Source organism: Allosphingosinicella sp. (assembly GCF_046295735.1).
Classification (GTDB): Bacteria; Pseudomonadota; Alphaproteobacteria; order Sphingomonadales; family Sphingomonadaceae; genus Allosphingosinicella.
In genome coordinates this window covers 139917-155486 of sequence record NZ_JBKBMQ010000002.1, presented here as the reverse complement: position 1 = coordinate 155486, position 15570 = coordinate 139917, and the positions used below count along the sequence as shown (strand labels likewise).

The window sequence follows — 15570 nt, the reverse complement described above, 5'->3', positions numbered from 1 at the left end:
CGGGGAACTTAGCATGGGCTCCGCCACCGTGCGACGAAAAAGCCGTCGGTTCCGTCATGGCCGGGGCTGAGGATCAGGCCCGGACCCGCGGGCCGACCGCCGGGGATCGGTGGAGATTGCGCCACCAGGCCTGAACGGCGGCTGCACAAGGCCTCCGCCTGGTCGCGCCCCTCCTCCCGCAGCAGCGAGCAGACGGCATAGACGAGATGCCCGCCGGGCCGAAGAAGTTCCACGGCGATGTCAAGGAGATGCGACTGAAGCTTCACAAGACGCGCGAGCCGGTCCGGGGTGAGCCGCCAGCGCGTCTCCGGATTGCGGCGCCAGGTGCCGGTGCCCGAGCAGGGCGCGTCGACCAGCACCAGATCGGCGCCGCCGCGCAGGTCCGCGAGCGCCTCCAGCTCCTTCAGCGGATCGAGCAGGCGCGTCTCGACGATGCCCACGCCCGCCCGCGCGAGCCGCGGCGCCGTCCGGCCGAGCCGTGTCCGGTCGACGTCGGCGGCGACGACGCGGCCCTCATTCCCCATCGCCGCCGCGAGGGCGAGGGTCTTGCCCCCGGCGCCGGCGCAGAGATCGACCACCGTCATGCCCGGCGCGGCGGCGCAGGCGAGCGACAGCAGCTGGCTGCCCTCGTCCTGCACCTCGACCAGGCCGGTGCGCCACGCCTCGCTGTCTTCCACCCGCCAGCCCTCGGGCAGGCGAAGCCCGATCGGGGACAGCGGCGCCGCTTCGGCTTCGGGCAGCGCCTGGCGCGCCGCGTCGACATCGCCCTTCAGAAGGTTGACGCGCAGGTCGAGCGGCGCCCGTTCCAGCAGGGCCGGCCATTCCCCGGGTCCGACCAGCGGATCGAAGCGGCTCTCCAGCCAGCGCGGCACGGCGGCGGCGGGCGCGGCCTCCTCCCCCGCCGCGATCGGCGCCGGCCCGTGCGGCGACCCGTCGAACAGGGCGCCCAGCTCCGGATCCTCCTCCGCCAGCCCCAGCATCGCCGCGCGCCCGGAGGCGGGCCGCTCCCCCGAGCGGCGGATGGCGCGGTAGACGAGGTCGCGCACCGCCCGCCGGTCCTTCGATCCGGCATAGCGGCGCTCCTTGAAGTAGCGGGCGATCAGCGTGTCCGCGGCGGCGCCGCCTTCCCGCGCGGCCGCGACCGCCGCGTCGAGCAGCTCGATCGCCGCCTGAACCCGCGCCGCGGGGGTCATCGACGACCCCCCTTCCCGTCAGCGGGTCGGATAATTGGGCGCCTCGCGGGTGATGGTGACGTCGTGCACATGGCTTTCGCGCAGGCCCGCATTGGTGATGCGGACGAACTGCGCCTTTTCGCGAAGCTCCGCCAGCGAAGCCGCGCCGGTATAGCCCATCGCCGCCTTCACGCCGCCGACCAGCTGGTGGATCACGTCGCGGGCGTGGCCCTTATAGGGCACCTGGCCCTCGATGCCCTCCGGCACCAGCTTCAGCTGGTCCTTGATGTCCTGCTGGAAATAACGGTCGGCCGAGCCGCGCGCCATCGCGCCGACCGAACCCATGCCGCGATAGCTCTTGTAGGCGCGTCCCTGGTAGAGGAAGGTCTCGCCCGGCGCCTCCTCGGTGCCGGCGAGCAGCGATCCCACCATCACGGTCGACGCGCCCGCCGCCAGCGCCTTGGCGACGTCGCCGCTCGTCCGGAGGCCGCCGTCGGCGATCACCGGCACGCCCTGCTTCGCCGCCTCGCCGGCCGCGTCCAGGATGGCGGTGAGCTGCGGCACGCCGACGCCGGCGACGACGCGGGTGGTGCAGATCGATCCCGGGCCGATGCCCACCTTGATCGCGTCGGCGCCCGCGTCGATCAGCGCGCGCGCCGCTTCGGCGGTGGCGACGTTGCCCGCGACGATCTGGACCGAGTTCGATTCCTTCTTGATCCGCTCCACGGCCGCCGCGACATCGCGATTGTGGCCGTGGGCGGTGTCGATGACGATGAGGTCGCATTCGGCCGCGATCAGCGCGCGGCTGCGTTCGAGGCCCTTGTCGCCCACCGTGGTGGCGGCGGCGACGCGCAGCCGCCCGGCATGATCCTTGGTCGCTTCCGGATAGGTGACCGCTTTCTCGATATCCTTGACGGTGATGAGGCCGATGCAGCGCGCGTCGCCGTCCACCACCAGCAGCTTCTCGATCCGGCGCTGGTGGAGCTTGCGCTTGGCCTCCTCCTGGGTGACGCCGGGGCCGACGGTGACGAGATTCTCCTTCGTCATCAGCTCGGCGACCGGCTGGCGCGGATTTTCGGCGAAGCGCACGTCGCGGTTGGTGAGGATGCCGACCAGGCGGCCGTTCCGCTCGGTGACCGGAATGCCCGAAATCTTGTGGCGCTGCATCAGCTCCAGCGCGTCGGCGAGCGTCTCGTCGGGGCGGATGGTGACGGGATTGACCACCATTCCGCTTTCGAACCTCTTGACGGCGGTGACGGCGGCCGCCTGCTCCTCGACCGACAGGTTGCGGTGGAGAACGCCGATGCCGCCGAGCTGCGCCATCACGATCGCCATGTCGGCCTCCGTCACCGTGTCCATCGCCGACGACAGGATCGGGATGTTGAGCGCGATGCCGCGGGTGACGTGGGTCCTGGTGTCCGCCTGGCTCGGCAGCACGCTCGACTCGCCCGGCACCAGAAGTACGTCGTCGAAGGTGAGGCCGGTGCGGATGTCCATCTTGCTGCCTTGTGCGAGGGGATTCGGGTGCCGCTACATAGGGTCGGAGCGCCCGCGATGCCAGCGCCCCGCCGCGCGACCCGTCAGAGCCGCGCCTTGGCGACCAGCGCCCTCGCCTGCTCGACATGCATGGCTTCGATCATCCGCCCCTCGAACCGCTCCGCCCCGCCGGTCGCGGCGGCGATCAGGCGCAGCGCCTCCTCCACTTCCCCGGGCGCGGGCGAGAAGATCCGGTTGGCGGTCGCGATCTGCCCGGGGTGGATCAGCGACTTGCCGTCGAAGCCAAAGGCGCGGCCCTCGCGGCATTGCTCCGCCAGCCCCTCCTCGTCGTCGAGCTTGTTGTAGACGCCGTCGAAGGCGGGCACCCCCGCCGCCCGCGCCGCCAGCACGATCCGCTGCAGCGCGTAGGAAAGGCCGCGCCGCCCCTCGTTCGCCGGGATGTGGAGATCGGCGGCCAGGTCGTTGGTGCCGGCGACCAGCCCGCCGGTCGCCTGGGCGATCGCCGCGGCGTCGATCACGCCTCGCGCCGTCTCGACCATCGCCAGGATGCGCTTGGCGGTCAGCCAGGCCGCGTCGGCGACCTGCTTGGGCGTCTCGGCCTTGGCGAGCACGACATGATCGGGCTGCATCCGCCGCACCGCCACCACGTCGTCGCCGAAGAAGGGGCTGCCGACCGCGTTGATGCGGACGGCGACGGGGCGTCCGCCGAACCCGTCCCGCACCGCCGCTTCGGCCAGCCGCCGCGCCTCCGCCTTGTCCTCCGGCTTCACCGCGTCTTCGAGGTCGAGGACGATCATGTCGGCGTCCAGCCCCCGCGCTTTCTCGATGGCGCGCGGATTGGAGGCGGGGAGGAAGAGGAGCGAGCGGCAGAGCCGAAGGCGGGAGGCGTCCATGGCGTGCGATTCCGCTTGGAAGGAGGGCGCTTCTGGATACAACATGGCGGCCGGATTTGAAGGGGGAGGAGAAGGCACATGATCACCACCGCCGTCACGGCATTTCTGGGCATGGCGCTGCTCTATCTGTTCGCCAGCGTGAAGGTCGTCCGCCAGGGCTATCAATATACGATCGAATATTTCGGCCGCTTCACCACGGTCGCGCGCCCGGGCCTCAATTTCTACCCCGCCTTCTTCTACCGCGTCGGCCGCAAGATCAACATGATGGAGCAGGTGCTCGACATTCCGGGGCAGGAGATCATCACCAAGGACAATGCCATGGTGTCGACCGACGGCGTCGTCTTCTTCCAGGTGCTGGATTCCGCCAAGGCGGCCTATGAGGTGTCCGACCTCTATCTCGCCATCATGCAGCTCACCACCACCAACCTGCGCACCGTGATGGGATCGATGGACCTCGACGAGACGCTGTCGAAGCGCGACGAGATCAACGCGCGCCTGCTCGCCGTCGTCGACCATGCGACCGAAAGCTGGGGGGTCAAGATCACCCGCGTCGAGATCAAGGACATCCGCCCGCCCGCCGACATCGTCAACGCCATGGGCCGGCAGATGAAGGCCGAGCGCGAGAAGCGCGCCGTCATCCTCGAGGCGGAGGGCAGCCGGGCCTCGGCGATCCTGCGCGCCGAGGGCGAGAAGCAGTCGCAGATCCTGGAGGCCGAGGGCCGGCGCGAGGCCGCCTTCCGCGACGCCGAGGCGCGCGAGCGCGCGGCCGAGGCCGAAGCCAAGGCGACCCAGATGGTGTCCGACGCGATCGCCGGCGGCAACACCCAGGCGATCAACTATTTCATCGCCCAGAAATATGTCGAGGCGGTGGGCCAGTTCGCCAATTCGCCCAACGCCAAGACGATCCTGTTCCCGGTCGAGGCGACCCAGCTGATCGGCACGCTCGGCGGCATCGGCGAGATTGCCCGCGCCGCGCTCGAGCCGAAGGCGGACACGGTGATCGCCACGCCAACGACCCGCAAAGGCCCCTTCCAGTGAACGGCATGGAGTCCCACTGGTGGTGGCTGATCGCCGCCGCCTTGTTCGGCATCGCCGAGCTGACGACGCCGGGGGTCGTGTTCGCCTGGCTCGCCGGCGCGGCGGCGGTGACCGGGATCCTGGCGATGCTGCTGGGCCTGCCGCTCACCTTCGAGTTCGTCCTGTTCGGCCTGCTCGCCTTCGCCTTCGTCTATGCGGGGCGCCGCTTCTACGACCGCAACCCGGTGCCGAGCAGCGATCCGCGCCTCAACGACCGCACGTCGCGGCTGATCGGCACGACCGTGATCGTGGTGGAAGCGATCGAGGGCGGCCGCGGCCGGGTGCGGGTCGGCGACGGCGTCTGGAGCGCGCGCGGGCCCGACGCGGCGGAAGGCGCGCGCATGCGCGTGGCCGGCGCCGACGGCAATTGCCTGCTGGTCGAACCGCTCGCCTCGCCCGCCGCGCCCGAGCTGCCCGCCCGGTGAGCGCCGAGGGGCTGGCCGCGGCGCAGGCCATCTTCGCCCGGTTCGACACGCCGCCCTGCGCGCGGACGCTCGGCTGGCGGCTGGTCGACGCCGATCCGGAGGCCGGCACGCTCAAGGTCGCGATGGAGGGGCGGCGGGAATTCCTGAACCCGGCCGGCTTTGTTCAGGGCGGCTTCCTCGCCGCGATGCTGGACGAGGCGATGGGGCCGGCGGTGCTGGTGAAGAGCGGCGGCGCGCTGTTCACGCCGACCGTCAACCTCAACGTCAGCTTCCTCGCGCCGGCCAGGCCGGGCGAACTGACGGCGGTCAGCCGCGTCGTGCAGCTCGGCAAGAGCATCGCCTATCTCGAGGCGGAGCTGTTCGACGCCGGCGGCACCCTCGTCGCCCGCGCCACCGCCGCGGCGCGGCTCGTACCGATCGAGAAGATCTAGGCGCCGCGCGAAAAGGCGCCGACCAGCTCGACATGGGTCGACCAGCGGAACTGGCCGACCGGCTTCACCCAGTCGAGCCGGAAGCCGCCGTCCAGCAGCGTTCGGGCGTCGCGGGCGAAGGTCGCCGGGTTGCAGGAGGCATAGGCCACCCGCGCCGTCGCCGCCGCCGCGAGCGCCGCCGCCTGCTCCTTGGCGCCGGCGCGGGGCGGGTCCAGCACCACCGCCTCGAACCGGCCGAGTTCCTTGACGTCGAGCGGGCGGCGGAAGAGATCGCGATGATCGACGAACAGCTGGCGCCGCGCGCGGTTGGCGGCCGCCTTGAGCGACAGGGCCGCGTCTCGCGCGCCTTCGGCGGCATAGACCCGCCCGTCCAGCGACAAGGCGAAGGTGCCGAGCCCGGCGAACAGGTCGGCGACGACGCCCGCGTCGCCCACCGCCGCCTTCACCGCCGCGACCAGCGCCGCCTCACCGTCGGCGGTCGCCTGCAGGAAGGCGCCGTGCGGCAGCGCCACCGGGACGCCGCCCAGCGTCACCGTCACCGGCTCCGGCTCCCAGCGGGTCTGGGGGCCATAGCCGTCGTCGATCGCCAGCCGGGCGAGCCGGTGGATCTCGGCGAAGCGGGTCAGCGCCTCCGCCGCCTCGAGCCCGTCGGCGGCGACCTGTTCGAGCAGGATGTCCGGCCCCTGATCGGTCATCGTCATCCGGACCCCGCCCGATCCGCGCGGGCCGATCAGATCGCCCATCAGCGCCCGCAGCGGCGCCACGAGCGCGAACAATTCCGTCCTCAGGATGAAGCATTCGCGCATGTCGACGATGCGGTGGCTGCCTTCCTCGTTGAAGCCGAGGGCGAGATGGCGCCCCTTGCGCTCGGCGCGGAGCGAGGCGCGGCGGCGGCTGACCGGCGGCGACAGGTGGACCGGCAGGATGTCCGGCGCCGCGATCCCCTGGGCGGCGAGCGCGGCGGCGATCCGGTCGGTCACGAAGCCGGCGAAGGCGACATCGTCGACATGCTGAAGCTGGCACCCGCCGCATTCCGGAAAGTGGCGGCAGGGCGGCGTCTGGTGGTGCGGCCCCGGCTCCACGCCGCCGTCGGCGCGCACCTGGTCGCCGGGCGCGGCGAACGGCACGAAGCGGCCGCTCTCCGTCACGCCGTCGCCGCGCGCGGCCAGCCGGACGATCCGTTCGCTCACAGGCATTCCGCGAAGGCGGCGGGGAGATGGTCGAGCAGATCGTCCGCGATCAGGCCCGGCCCGGCGAGTTCGGCGGCGCGGCCGTGCAGCCAAACGCCGGCGCAGGCCGCGTCGAAGGCGTCGAAACCCCAGGCCCGCATCGCCGCGATCACGCCGGCGAGCACGTCGCCCGTGCCGGCCGTGGCGAGCCAGGCGGGCGCCGCCGGGCCGATCGCGGCGCGGCCGTCGGGGCACGCCACCACCGTGTCGGCGCCCTTGTAGACGATGACCGCGCCCGACAGCGCCGCCGCCCGCCGCGCCCGATCGACCTTGCTGCCGGCACGATCGTCGAACAGCCGCGCGAACTCGCCCGCATGGGGCGTCAGGATCGGTGTCTGGCGCCCCTTGCCGAGCCCGTCCACGCCGCGCCCCGCGAGGAGGTTCAGGGCGTCGGCGTCCAGCACGAGCGGCGCCGACGCGCCGAGCGCCGCCTCCAGCAGCCGCTTTGCCGCCTCGCCTTTGCCGAGGCCGGGGCCGACGAGCAGCGCGCCGATCCGCGCATCGTCGACATCCGGCGCGCCGCGTCCCTGCACGACGGCGCTCGGAACGCCCGGCACGGCTTCGTCGCCGAACAGGCGGACATAGCCCGCGCCGCCTCGCATCGCGCCCGCCGCGGCCAAGGCGGCCGCGCCCGGCATCTCGCCCGTCGGAAGCGCGACGAAGCCGCGGCTATATTTATGGTCTTCCGGCCCCGGCGCGCCGAGCCGGGGTCGCCCGATCTCCCGCAGCCGGCTGTCCGCTTCGATCCCGATGTCGGCGACCACGATCCGGCCCATATGGCGCGCGGCCGGGAACAAGAGGTGGGAGGGCTTCAGCGTCTGGAAGGTGACGGTGAGGTCGAAATCGGGAACCGGGGACAGCAGGCAGCCGTCGTCGGTCGCCGCCCCGCTCGGCAGGTCCACCGCCACCCGCACTTCCGCCGCCTCGGCCAACCGCGCGAGCAGCTGCGCCGCCGCCTCGTCGAGCGGCCGCTGGAGCCCGGTTCCGAACAAGGCGTCGATCAGCAGCGGCGCCGGCGCCGCCGCGCCGAATGATGCCACTTCCCCCGTCCAGCTCGCGCACGCCGCGCGGGCGGCGTCGCCGCGCGGTTCGCCGAAGGCGGCGACGCGGACCGGCATGCCGCGATCCGCGAGCGCCCGCGCGATCACATAGCCGTCGCCGCCATTGTTGCCGGGGCCGCACAGAACCAGGGCGGGCATCGGACCGGTATAGCGCCAGATCGCGTCCGCCGCGGCCCGCCCGGCGCGCTCCATCAGCGTTTCGACCGGGGTGCCGCCCGCGATCGCCCGCGCCTCGGCGCGCCGCATCTCGTCGGCCGTGAGGATGACGCGCCGGTTCACCGCGCCTGCCCGGCACCTTTCACGGTGGCGGGCAGGCGGTAGCGGTCGCCGGCGACGGCCACTTCGATCCTGTTGTCCGCGATGACGCTGACCTCGGCCTGCTCGGCGCCGTCGGCCGCGACCACGCCGCGCCCGTCGCCGGTGACCTGGAGGCGGCGGAAGCTCCCGTCCGGCGCGCGCACGGTGAGCGTCAGCCCCTCTTCGCCGGCGGCGCGCTCGATCGTGCAGTTGCGCTCGAACCGCTCGGCCCCGCCGACCGCGCATTCGATCCGCTCCGCCTCGGCCGCCGCCTTGGCATAGGCCTCCTCGCGCGCATCGTCCCCGCCACCGCCGCAGGCGGGGAGGAGAAAGACAGCGAGAAGAGCGAAGCCGCGCATGCCGCCTTAGTGGATCATCGGCCCGGCGGAGGCAAGCGCGGCGCCCAGGGGTGGCGGCCGACATGATCGGCCACGGTCTCGATCCGGGGCGGCGCCGACAGGTGGACGGCAAGGCCGCCGGTCTCGCGCAGCAGGCTCCGGTCGGCCTTCAGCCAACGCGGCCGGCAGCCGTCCGGCAGTCGCCGGTCAGAGACGACGATGTCCGCCTCCGCGCAGGCCGCCGCCATCTCGCTCCAGCGCACATGGTGGGAGCTGCGGGTGGCGAGGACGCGCCAGCGCCGCCCGTCCCGGACGATGTCCGCCGCGCACAGATCGGCGCTGCAGGCGGCGGCGCCGAGATCGGCGAGCTCCACGAAGCCGGCCTCGCTGCCCGACGTCTCGGCCAGCATCGAGCGGACATAGTCTCCCGCCCGTCCGCGCAGCAAAGCGAGCTCGCCCGAGCCGGTGCGCAGCGCCAGATGCCGTCCGTCGCCGGTGACGATAAGATCGGGCGCGGGCGTCGCGATCGCCCAGGCGCCGCCGATCGCGACCGGCAGCAGCCCCAAGCGCCGCGCCCGCGTCCGCCACAGGCAGATCCACAGCCCGCCCGCCACCATCAGGGCGAAGGCGCCGGTCGGCATGGTCGGCAGCATCGCCACCGAACCCGGGCTGTTCGCGGTGAAGTGGGCGAGCGCCAGCAGCAGCCGTAGCGACACCCCCGCGATCCACCAGAACGGCGCGCCGAGCCCGACCGAGTCGAGCAGCAGCGCCAGCGCTTCGGCCGGCATGATCACGAAGGTGGTGAGCGGGATGGCGACGATGTTGGCGAGCGCGCCGTAGAGGCCGGCCTTGTGGAAATGATAAAGCGCGATCGGCGCCAGCGCGACCTCGACCGCGAGCCCGGTCAGGAACAGGCCGAGGAGGATGCGGCCGAGGCGCCCGCCCGCCCCCTCCTCCCGCCGCGCCAGCAGTTCCCTTATGCGGGGATGTTCGTGGAGCGCGACGATCGCCGTGACCGCCGCGAAGCTCAGCTGGAAGCTCGGCCCCGCCACCGATTCGGGCCAGAGCAGCACCACGAACAGCGCGCCCGCCATGACGAGCCGGAGCGTGATCGCGTCCCGCCCGAGCGCCACCCCGATCAGCACCAGCATCGCCGCCGCGCAGGCGCGGATCGTCGGCACCTCGGCGCCGGTCAGCAAGGTGTAGCCGAGCCCCGCCGCCGCCCCCGCGCCGGCCGCGACCAGGACGAGGTTCCAGCGCAGCGCCAGCGTGGGGCTCAGCGCCAGCAGCTTCAGCACGATCAGCATCGCCGCGCCCACCACGGCGGTGACGTAGAGGCCGCTGATCGACAGCAGATGCGCCAGGCCCGAGCGGCGCATCGCTTCGGCATCCTCCTCGGAAATGCCGCCGCGGTCGCCGGTGGCGAGCGTCGCGGCGATCCCGCCCGCGCCGCCGTCGATGCGGGAGCGCACATGGTCGGCGAGCCGCTGGCGCCAGTCGGAGACGCGCGCGCGCCAGCCGGTCTCGCGCGCCTCCTCCATCACCGCCACCTCGCCGAGCAGCCGGCCGGTCGCGCCGATTCCCTGGAACCAGGCGTTGCGCGCGAAATCGTAGGCGCCGGGCACCGCCATCGGCGCGGGCGGCATCAGATAGGCGCGCAGCCGCACCCGCGCGCCGGGCTTCAGCCGCGCGTCGGCCTTGTCCTCCGGCAGGGTGATCCGCAGCTTCGGCGGCAGCGCCCGCCCGGCCCGTTCCGCCTCGGCCGGCGGATCGGGGGCGAGCATCAGGCGCACCTGCCCCCGGGCCGGGATGCGCTCGACGCCCAGGATCCGCGCCTCGAACGTCGCCATGCCCGGCCGGTCGAGACGCGGCGCGGCGACGCGCTCGGCGCGGTGCCAGACGAGCGCGCAGCCGATCGCCGCCGCGAGCGCGAACAGCGCGAGCGCCCGGCCCCAGCGCCGCTCGCCCGCCCAGGCGAGAACGCCCAGGAACAGGCCGAGCGCGACCAGCAGGAAGGCGATCCAGTGCCGCTCCGCCGGCAACGCGAACCACGCGCCCACCCCGGCGATGAGCCCGACCGGAAGCCACAGCGGCAGCTGGTCCCGCTCCCGGTCGAACCAGCTTTCGAGCCGCGCGTCGGCCGCTTCGGCCCATTCGCGCCAGCCCCTTTGTCGCGGCACATCCGCTATGCTAGGGGCGCTCGCGTCACTGGTCCGCATGGGCCGCATCCTTGGAGAAAGCGCGCGTGAGCGCAAGCACCGACCAGCCTGAAGTCGTCACCCGCTTCGCGCCCTCGCCCACCGGTTTCCTGCACATCGGCGGCGCCCGCACCGCCTTGTTCAACTGGCTCTACGCCCGCCGCCACGGCGGCCGTTTCCTGCTGCGGATCGAGGACACGGACCGCGCGCGCTCGACCCGCGAGGCGATCGACGCCATCCTCGACGGCATGGCCTGGCTGGGCCTCGGCTGGGACGGCGACACCCACTTCCAGTCGGAATATGCCGAACGCCATGCCGAAGTGGCGCACGAGCTGCTCGCGCGCGGCGCGGCCTACAAATGCTGGATGACCCAGGACGAGCTCGCCGCCGCGCGCGAGGCCGCGCAGCGCGAGAAGCGCCCGTTCCGGATCGACAGCCGCTGGCGCGACTGCGGCGGCGAGGAAGGGGACGGCCCCTACGTCCTGCGCCTGAAGGCCCCGCGCGAGGGCGAGACGGTGATCGAGGACGAGGTCCAGGGCCGCGTCGCCGTCCAGAATGCCGAGATCGACGATTTCATCCTGCTCCGCTCCGACGGCACGCCGACCTACATGCTCGCGGTCGTCGTCGACGATCACGACATGGGGGTCACCCACGTCATCCGCGGCGACGACCATCTCAACAACGCCTTCCGCCAACTCGCCATCATCCGGGCGATGGGCTGGCCGGAGCCGGTCTACGCCCATGTGCCGCTGATCCACGGCCAGGACGGCGCCAAGATGTCGAAGCGCCACGGCGCGATCGGGGTCGACACCTATCGCGACGAGCTCGGCGTCCTGCCCGAGGCCCTGTTCAACTATCTCCTGCGGCTCGGCTGGGGCCATGGCGACGACGAGATCATCGGCCGCGACGACGCGGTCCGCTGGTTCGATCTCGACCATGTCGGCCGCTCCCCCTCCCGCTTCGACATGAAGAAGCTGGAGAATCTCAACGGCCATTATATCCGCGAGGCGGGCAACGACCGGCTCGCCATGCTGGTGGCGCCGCGCCTGTCCGATCTGTCCGGCCGCACGCTCGGCAGCGACGACGTCGCGCTCCTCGCCGGCGCGATGGACGTGCTGAAGCCGCGCGCAAGGAGCCTGGTCGAGCTCGCCGAAGGCGGCGCTTTTCTTTTCAAGAACCGGCCGCTGGACGTGGACGAACGCGCCGCCCAGTTGCTAGAGGGCGCGGCGTCGGACCTGCTCGCCCTCGTCCATGCCCGCCTGTCCGCGCTGGACGGCTGGACGGCCGAGGCGACGGAGCAGGCCGTGCGGGAGGTGGCCGAGGCCGAGGGCGTGAAGCTCGGGCAGGTGGCGCAGCCGCTGCGGGCGGCGCTCACCGGCCGCGCCACCTCGCCCGGAATTTTCGATGTGCTCGTTCTGCTCGGCCGCGAGGAGAGCCTCGCGCGCATTGCGGACCAGATGAAGACGAAGGAGCTTTAAGCATGGCAGACGCCACCGGGGCCAATCGGGCCAACCTCACGATCGGCGAGAAGACCTACGATTATGAGGTGCTCTCGGGCTCCGTCGGACCGGACGTGGTCGACATCCGAAAGCTTTACGGCCAGACCGACGTCTTCACCTACGATCCGGGCTTCACCTCCACCGCCGCCTGCCAGTCGGCCATCACCTATATCGACGGCGATCAGGGCATCCTGCTGCACCGCGGCTATCCGATCGACCAGCTGGCCGAACATTCGACCTTCATGGAGGTCGCCTATCTGCTGCTGCGCGGCGAGCTCCCGACGAAGGACGAGCTCAGCGAGTTCAGCTACACCATCACCCGCCACACGATGGTGCACGAGCAGCTCGCCCAATTCTATCGCGGCTTCCGGCGCGACGCCCATCCGATGGCGATCATGTGCGGCGTCGTCGGCGCGCTGTCCGCCTTCTACCACGATTCGACCGACATCACCGATCCGCAGCAGCGCATGGTCGCCTCGCACCGGCTGATCGCCAAGATGCCGACGATCGCGGCGATGGCTTACAAATATTCGATCGGCCAGCCGTTCATGTATCCGGACAATTCCCTGTCCTACACCGGCAACTTCCTGCGCATGACGTTCGGCGTCCCGGCCGAGCCCTATGAGGTCAATCCGGTGGTGGAAAATGCGATGCGCCGCATCTTCATTCTCCATGCCGACCATGAGCAGAACGCCTCGACCTCCACGGTCCGCCTCGCCGGCTCCTCGGGCGCCAACCCCTTCGCCTGCATCGCGGCCGGCATCGCCTGCCTGTGGGGGCCGGCGCATGGCGGCGCCAACGAGGCGGCGCTCAACATGCTGCGCGAGATCGGCACGCCCGACCGCATCCCCGAATATATCGCCCGCGCCAAGGACAAGAACGATCCGTTCCGGCTGATGGGCTTCGGCCACCGGGTCTACAAGAATTACGATCCGCGCGCGAAGGTGATGCAGAAGACGGCCGAGGAAGTGCTGACCACGCTCGGCGTCACCGACCCGGTGTTCGACGTCGCCCGCGAGCTCGAGCAGATCGCGCTCAACGACAGCTATTTCGTCGAGAAGAAGCTTTATCCGAACGTCGACTTCTATTCGGGCATCATCCTGTCGGCGATCGGCTTCCCGACCTCGATGTTCACCGCGTTGTTCGCGCTCGCCCGCACCGTCGGCTGGGTCGCGCAGTGGAACGAGATGATCGCCGATCCCGACCAGAAGATCGGCCGCCCGCGCCAGCTCTATACCGGCCCGACGCAGCGCGACTACGTGCCGGTCGACAAACGCTGAGGCTTACTGGCTGTTCGGGGCGGCGGCGGTGCCGTCGCCCTGGCCGGTGATCGGCAGCGGCTCGGTGCGGTCGTTGCCGGCGCCGCCCAGCATGTAGAGAAGGCCCCAGATCAGCAGGCCGATCAGAATCACGACGAAGACGATGCCGATCGCCCAGGGCCCCTTGGCCCGGCCTTCGGTGGGATGCGGCGGCGGCGCGGCCCGGCCGCTCCAGTCGCCGCGCAGCACCGCCGCGCTGTCGAGCAGATGGACGTGATCGTCCACCCGCGAGATCCGGCCCGGATCGACCGGATGGGTCCCGCCGCCGGCGCTCCGCACGGAGAGGCGGCCGCCGTCCAGAGAGGCGACATGGCCGACCAGTTCCCCGTCGGAGCTGATCACTTCCATATTCTCGCGAATGCGGGCGATATCGGCCATCGTCTCTACTCCCTTGCCTGCCCGTGCAATGTCCCGGTCAGGCGATGGTTCCGCCGCCCGAAGGGAGGCCGCTAGAGGTCGAGCCTGGATTCGCCGCGTTCGCGCGCCAGCAGCTTCTCCTTCATGTCGAGGCCCCAGGCATAGCCGCCCGGGCTGCCGTCGCCGCGGCGCGCGCGGTGGCAGGGGATGAGCACGGCGACCGGATTGGCGCCGCAGGCGGTTCCCGCCGCCCGCGCGGCGCCGGGCTTGCCCGCATGTGCCGCCAGCGCCGCATAGGACAGCGATTCGCCTGGCGGGACCCGGGACAGTTCCCGCCACACCGCTTCCTGGAAGGCGGTGCCGCGCACGTCGAGCGGCAGGTCGTGCGGCCGCTCCGGCGCTTCGACGGCCGCCACCGCCTTGGCGAGCAGTTCCCCGAGCGCCTCCCCGCCCGGCTCGATCCTCGCATGGGGAAAGCGGGCGCGCAGCTCCTCCGCATCCTCGCCGAAGGTCAGGCGGCAGATGCCCTTGTCCGTCGCCGCCAGGAACATGCGCCCGAGGCTGGTGTCGGCGACCGCCCAGCGGATCGTCTCGCCGCGCCCCCCGTCGCGCCAGGCCGAGGGCGTCATGCCCAGCCTCCCCTTCGCCTCGGCGTAGAAGCGGGTCGGCCCCGCATAGCCGGCATCGTAGACCGCATCGGTGATCCTTTCATTGGCCGCAAGCGCCGCCTCCACCCGGCGCGCGCAGGCCGCGATAATAATCGAAGGGCGTCACGCCGGTGGCACGGCGGAACAGCCGGTGGAAGTGGTGCGGGGAATAGCCGGCGGCGGCGGCGAGGTCGTCGAGGCGCGGCGCTTCGTCGGCCGCGGCCATCAGCGCCAGCGCCCTGTCGAGCGCCGCCGCCTCGCGGCTGACGTCGTCGGGCAGGCAGCGCCGGCAGGCGCGCAGCCCGGCCGCCCGCGCCGCCGCTCCGTCCGCGAAGAAGCGCACATTCTCCCGCCTCGGATGGCGCGCCGCGCAGGACGGCCGGCAATAGATGCCGGTCGTCAGCACGCCGGTCACGAAGCGGCCGTCCGCCGCCCGGTCGCGGCGCAGCACCGCCGCCCAGGCGGCGTCGGCGTCGACGGAGGAAAGTTGCTCGCGCACCGCGGCATCCTGCCACGTTTCGCGCGCGGTGACAGCCGTGGCCTGGGCGGACGATGGGGCGCTGGCGATGTCCATGGTCAAATTCTCACCTTGTCGAGCCGCTCCTTTGGCGCGATTCGACGGCGGCGGCCTCCCGCCGCTTGCGGTCAAAAGATGGTCTGGACCTTTCACGAAGACGAACTCGACCGGCCCGACGTGACGACGCTGCTGGCGCTGCATTTTTCGGAGATGCGCGCCAATTCGCCGCCCGCGGCCTGCCATGTGCTCGATCCGGACGGGCTGCGCGCGCCCGGCATCGTCTTCTGGTCGCTGCGCGAGGACGGCCGGCTGCTCGGCGTCGGCGCGCTGAAGCGGCTGGCGGCCGATCATGGCGAGGTGAAATCGATGCGCACCGCGCCGGACGCGCTCGGCCGCGGCGCCGGGCGCGCGATGCTGCGCCAGCTGATCGCCGACGGCCGCCGCCGCGGCTTCGCGCGGATCAGCCTGGAGACCGGCAGCACCGCCGATTTCGCGGCCGCCCTGCGGCTCTACGAAAGCGAGGGTTTCGTTCCCTGCGGCCCGTTCGGCGGCTATCTGGAAAGCCCGTTCACCCGCTTCCTCACCCGCGCGATCTGACGCCGCCTCGTGCCCC

At 71.9% G+C, this 15570-nt stretch carries 14 protein-coding genes and 1 pseudogene; 6 read left to right on the top strand and 9 right to left on the bottom strand.

What is annotated here, in order from left to right:
• Positions 1-8: 8 nt before the first annotated feature.
• From ACK4K7_RS03475 to ACK4K7_RS03465, 3 genes are all read right to left on the bottom strand, one after another.
• Positions 9-1193 carry an RsmB/NOP family class I SAM-dependent RNA methyltransferase gene (locus ACK4K7_RS03475; protein ID WP_431863806.1) on the bottom strand — a complete coding sequence of 395 codons (1185 nt, stop codon included), beginning with the start codon at positions 1191-1193 and terminating at the stop codon, positions 9-11.
• A gap of 18 nt (positions 1194-1211) precedes the next feature.
• Positions 1212-2669, bottom strand: a complete 1458-nt coding sequence (guaB, locus tag ACK4K7_RS03470; protein WP_431863805.1) for an IMP dehydrogenase — start codon at positions 2667-2669, stop codon at positions 1212-1214.
• An 83-nt stretch (positions 2670-2752) separates the two neighbouring features.
• Positions 2753-3562 carry an HpcH/HpaI aldolase/citrate lyase family protein gene (locus ACK4K7_RS03465; RefSeq protein WP_431863804.1) on the bottom strand — a complete coding sequence of 270 codons (810 nt, stop codon included), beginning with the start codon at positions 3560-3562 and terminating at the stop codon, positions 2753-2755.
• Positions 3563-3640: 78 nt separating this feature from the next.
• Between ACK4K7_RS03465 and ACK4K7_RS03460 the strand changes: the two genes are divergently transcribed.
• The 3 genes from ACK4K7_RS03460 to ACK4K7_RS03450 are packed head-to-tail and all read left to right on the top strand — an operon-like array spanning position 3641 to position 5495.
• Positions 3641-4600: an SPFH domain-containing protein gene (locus ACK4K7_RS03460; RefSeq protein WP_431863803.1), complete on the top strand. Its 960-nt coding sequence runs from the start codon at positions 3641-3643 to the stop codon at positions 4598-4600.
• A 5-nt stretch (positions 4601-4605) separates the two neighbouring features.
• Entirely contained in the window at positions 4606-5064 is a 459-nt protein-coding gene (locus tag ACK4K7_RS03455) for an NfeD family protein (RefSeq protein WP_431863876.1), read from the top strand.
• Entirely contained in the window at positions 5061-5495 is a 435-nt protein-coding gene (locus tag ACK4K7_RS03450; protein ID WP_431863802.1) for a PaaI family thioesterase, read from the top strand. The genes ACK4K7_RS03455 and ACK4K7_RS03450 overlap by 4 nt, the downstream gene beginning before the upstream one ends.
• On the opposite strand, the gene ACK4K7_RS03445 is transcribed toward ACK4K7_RS03450, so the two are convergent.
• Genes ACK4K7_RS03445 through ACK4K7_RS03430 form a run of 4 tightly spaced genes read right to left on the bottom strand, consistent with a single transcriptional unit; the run spans position 5492 to position 10600 of the window.
• Positions 5492-6685, bottom strand: coding sequence for a class I SAM-dependent RNA methyltransferase (locus tag ACK4K7_RS03445; RefSeq protein WP_431863801.1), 1194 nt, complete (start codon positions 6683-6685; stop codon positions 5492-5494). The genes ACK4K7_RS03450 and ACK4K7_RS03445 overlap by 4 nt on opposite strands.
• Positions 6682-8064 (bottom strand): NAD(P)H-hydrate dehydratase, encoded by a 1383-nt coding sequence (locus ACK4K7_RS03440; RefSeq protein WP_431863800.1) that lies wholly within the window; start codon positions 8062-8064, stop codon positions 6682-6684. Before ACK4K7_RS03440 ends, ACK4K7_RS03445 begins: the two co-directional genes overlap by 4 nt.
• The gene (locus ACK4K7_RS03435; protein ID WP_431863799.1) at positions 8061-8441 is read right to left on the bottom strand and encodes a hypothetical protein; all 381 of its coding nucleotides are present in this window, start codon (positions 8439-8441) and stop codon (positions 8061-8063) included. Before ACK4K7_RS03435 ends, ACK4K7_RS03440 begins: the two co-directional genes overlap by 4 nt.
• A 14-nt stretch (positions 8442-8455) precedes the next feature.
• Positions 8456-10600, bottom strand: coding sequence for a ComEC/Rec2 family competence protein (locus tag ACK4K7_RS03430; RefSeq protein ID WP_431863798.1), 2145 nt, complete (start codon positions 10598-10600; stop codon positions 8456-8458).
• Between the two features lie 65 nt (positions 10601-10665).
• Here ACK4K7_RS03430 and gltX point away from each other — a divergent pair, with 65 nt between their 5' ends.
• On the top strand, positions 10666-12096 hold the full coding sequence (gene gltX, locus ACK4K7_RS03425) for a glutamate--tRNA ligase (RefSeq protein ID WP_431863797.1): 1431 nt from the start codon (positions 10666-10668) through the stop codon (positions 12094-12096).
• 2 nt (positions 12097-12098) lie between these two features.
• Positions 12099-13397, top strand: coding sequence for a citrate synthase (locus ACK4K7_RS03420; RefSeq protein WP_431863796.1), 1299 nt, complete (start codon positions 12099-12101; stop codon positions 13395-13397).
• Positions 13398-13400: 3 nt separating this feature from the next.
• Here the strand turns inward: ACK4K7_RS03420 and ACK4K7_RS03415 are convergent, their stop codons facing one another.
• Together ACK4K7_RS03415 and ada are read right to left on the bottom strand one after the other, a co-directional pair.
• A complete protein-coding gene (locus ACK4K7_RS03415) occupies positions 13401-13814 on the bottom strand; it encodes a DUF2171 domain-containing protein (RefSeq protein WP_431863794.1) in 414 nt (137 codons plus the stop codon).
• A 71-nt stretch (positions 13815-13885) separates the two neighbouring features.
• Positions 13886-14939, bottom strand: a pseudogene (gene ada / locus ACK4K7_RS03410) (bifunctional DNA-binding transcriptional regulator/O6-methylguanine-DNA methyltransferase Ada).
• Positions 14940-15092: 153 nt separating this feature from the next.
• On the opposite strand from ada, the gene ACK4K7_RS03405 reads away from it, so the two are divergent.
• Positions 15093-15554, top strand: coding sequence for a GNAT family N-acetyltransferase (locus ACK4K7_RS03405; protein ID WP_431863793.1), 462 nt, complete (start codon positions 15093-15095; stop codon positions 15552-15554).
• Positions 15555-15570: the final 16 nt, after the last annotated feature.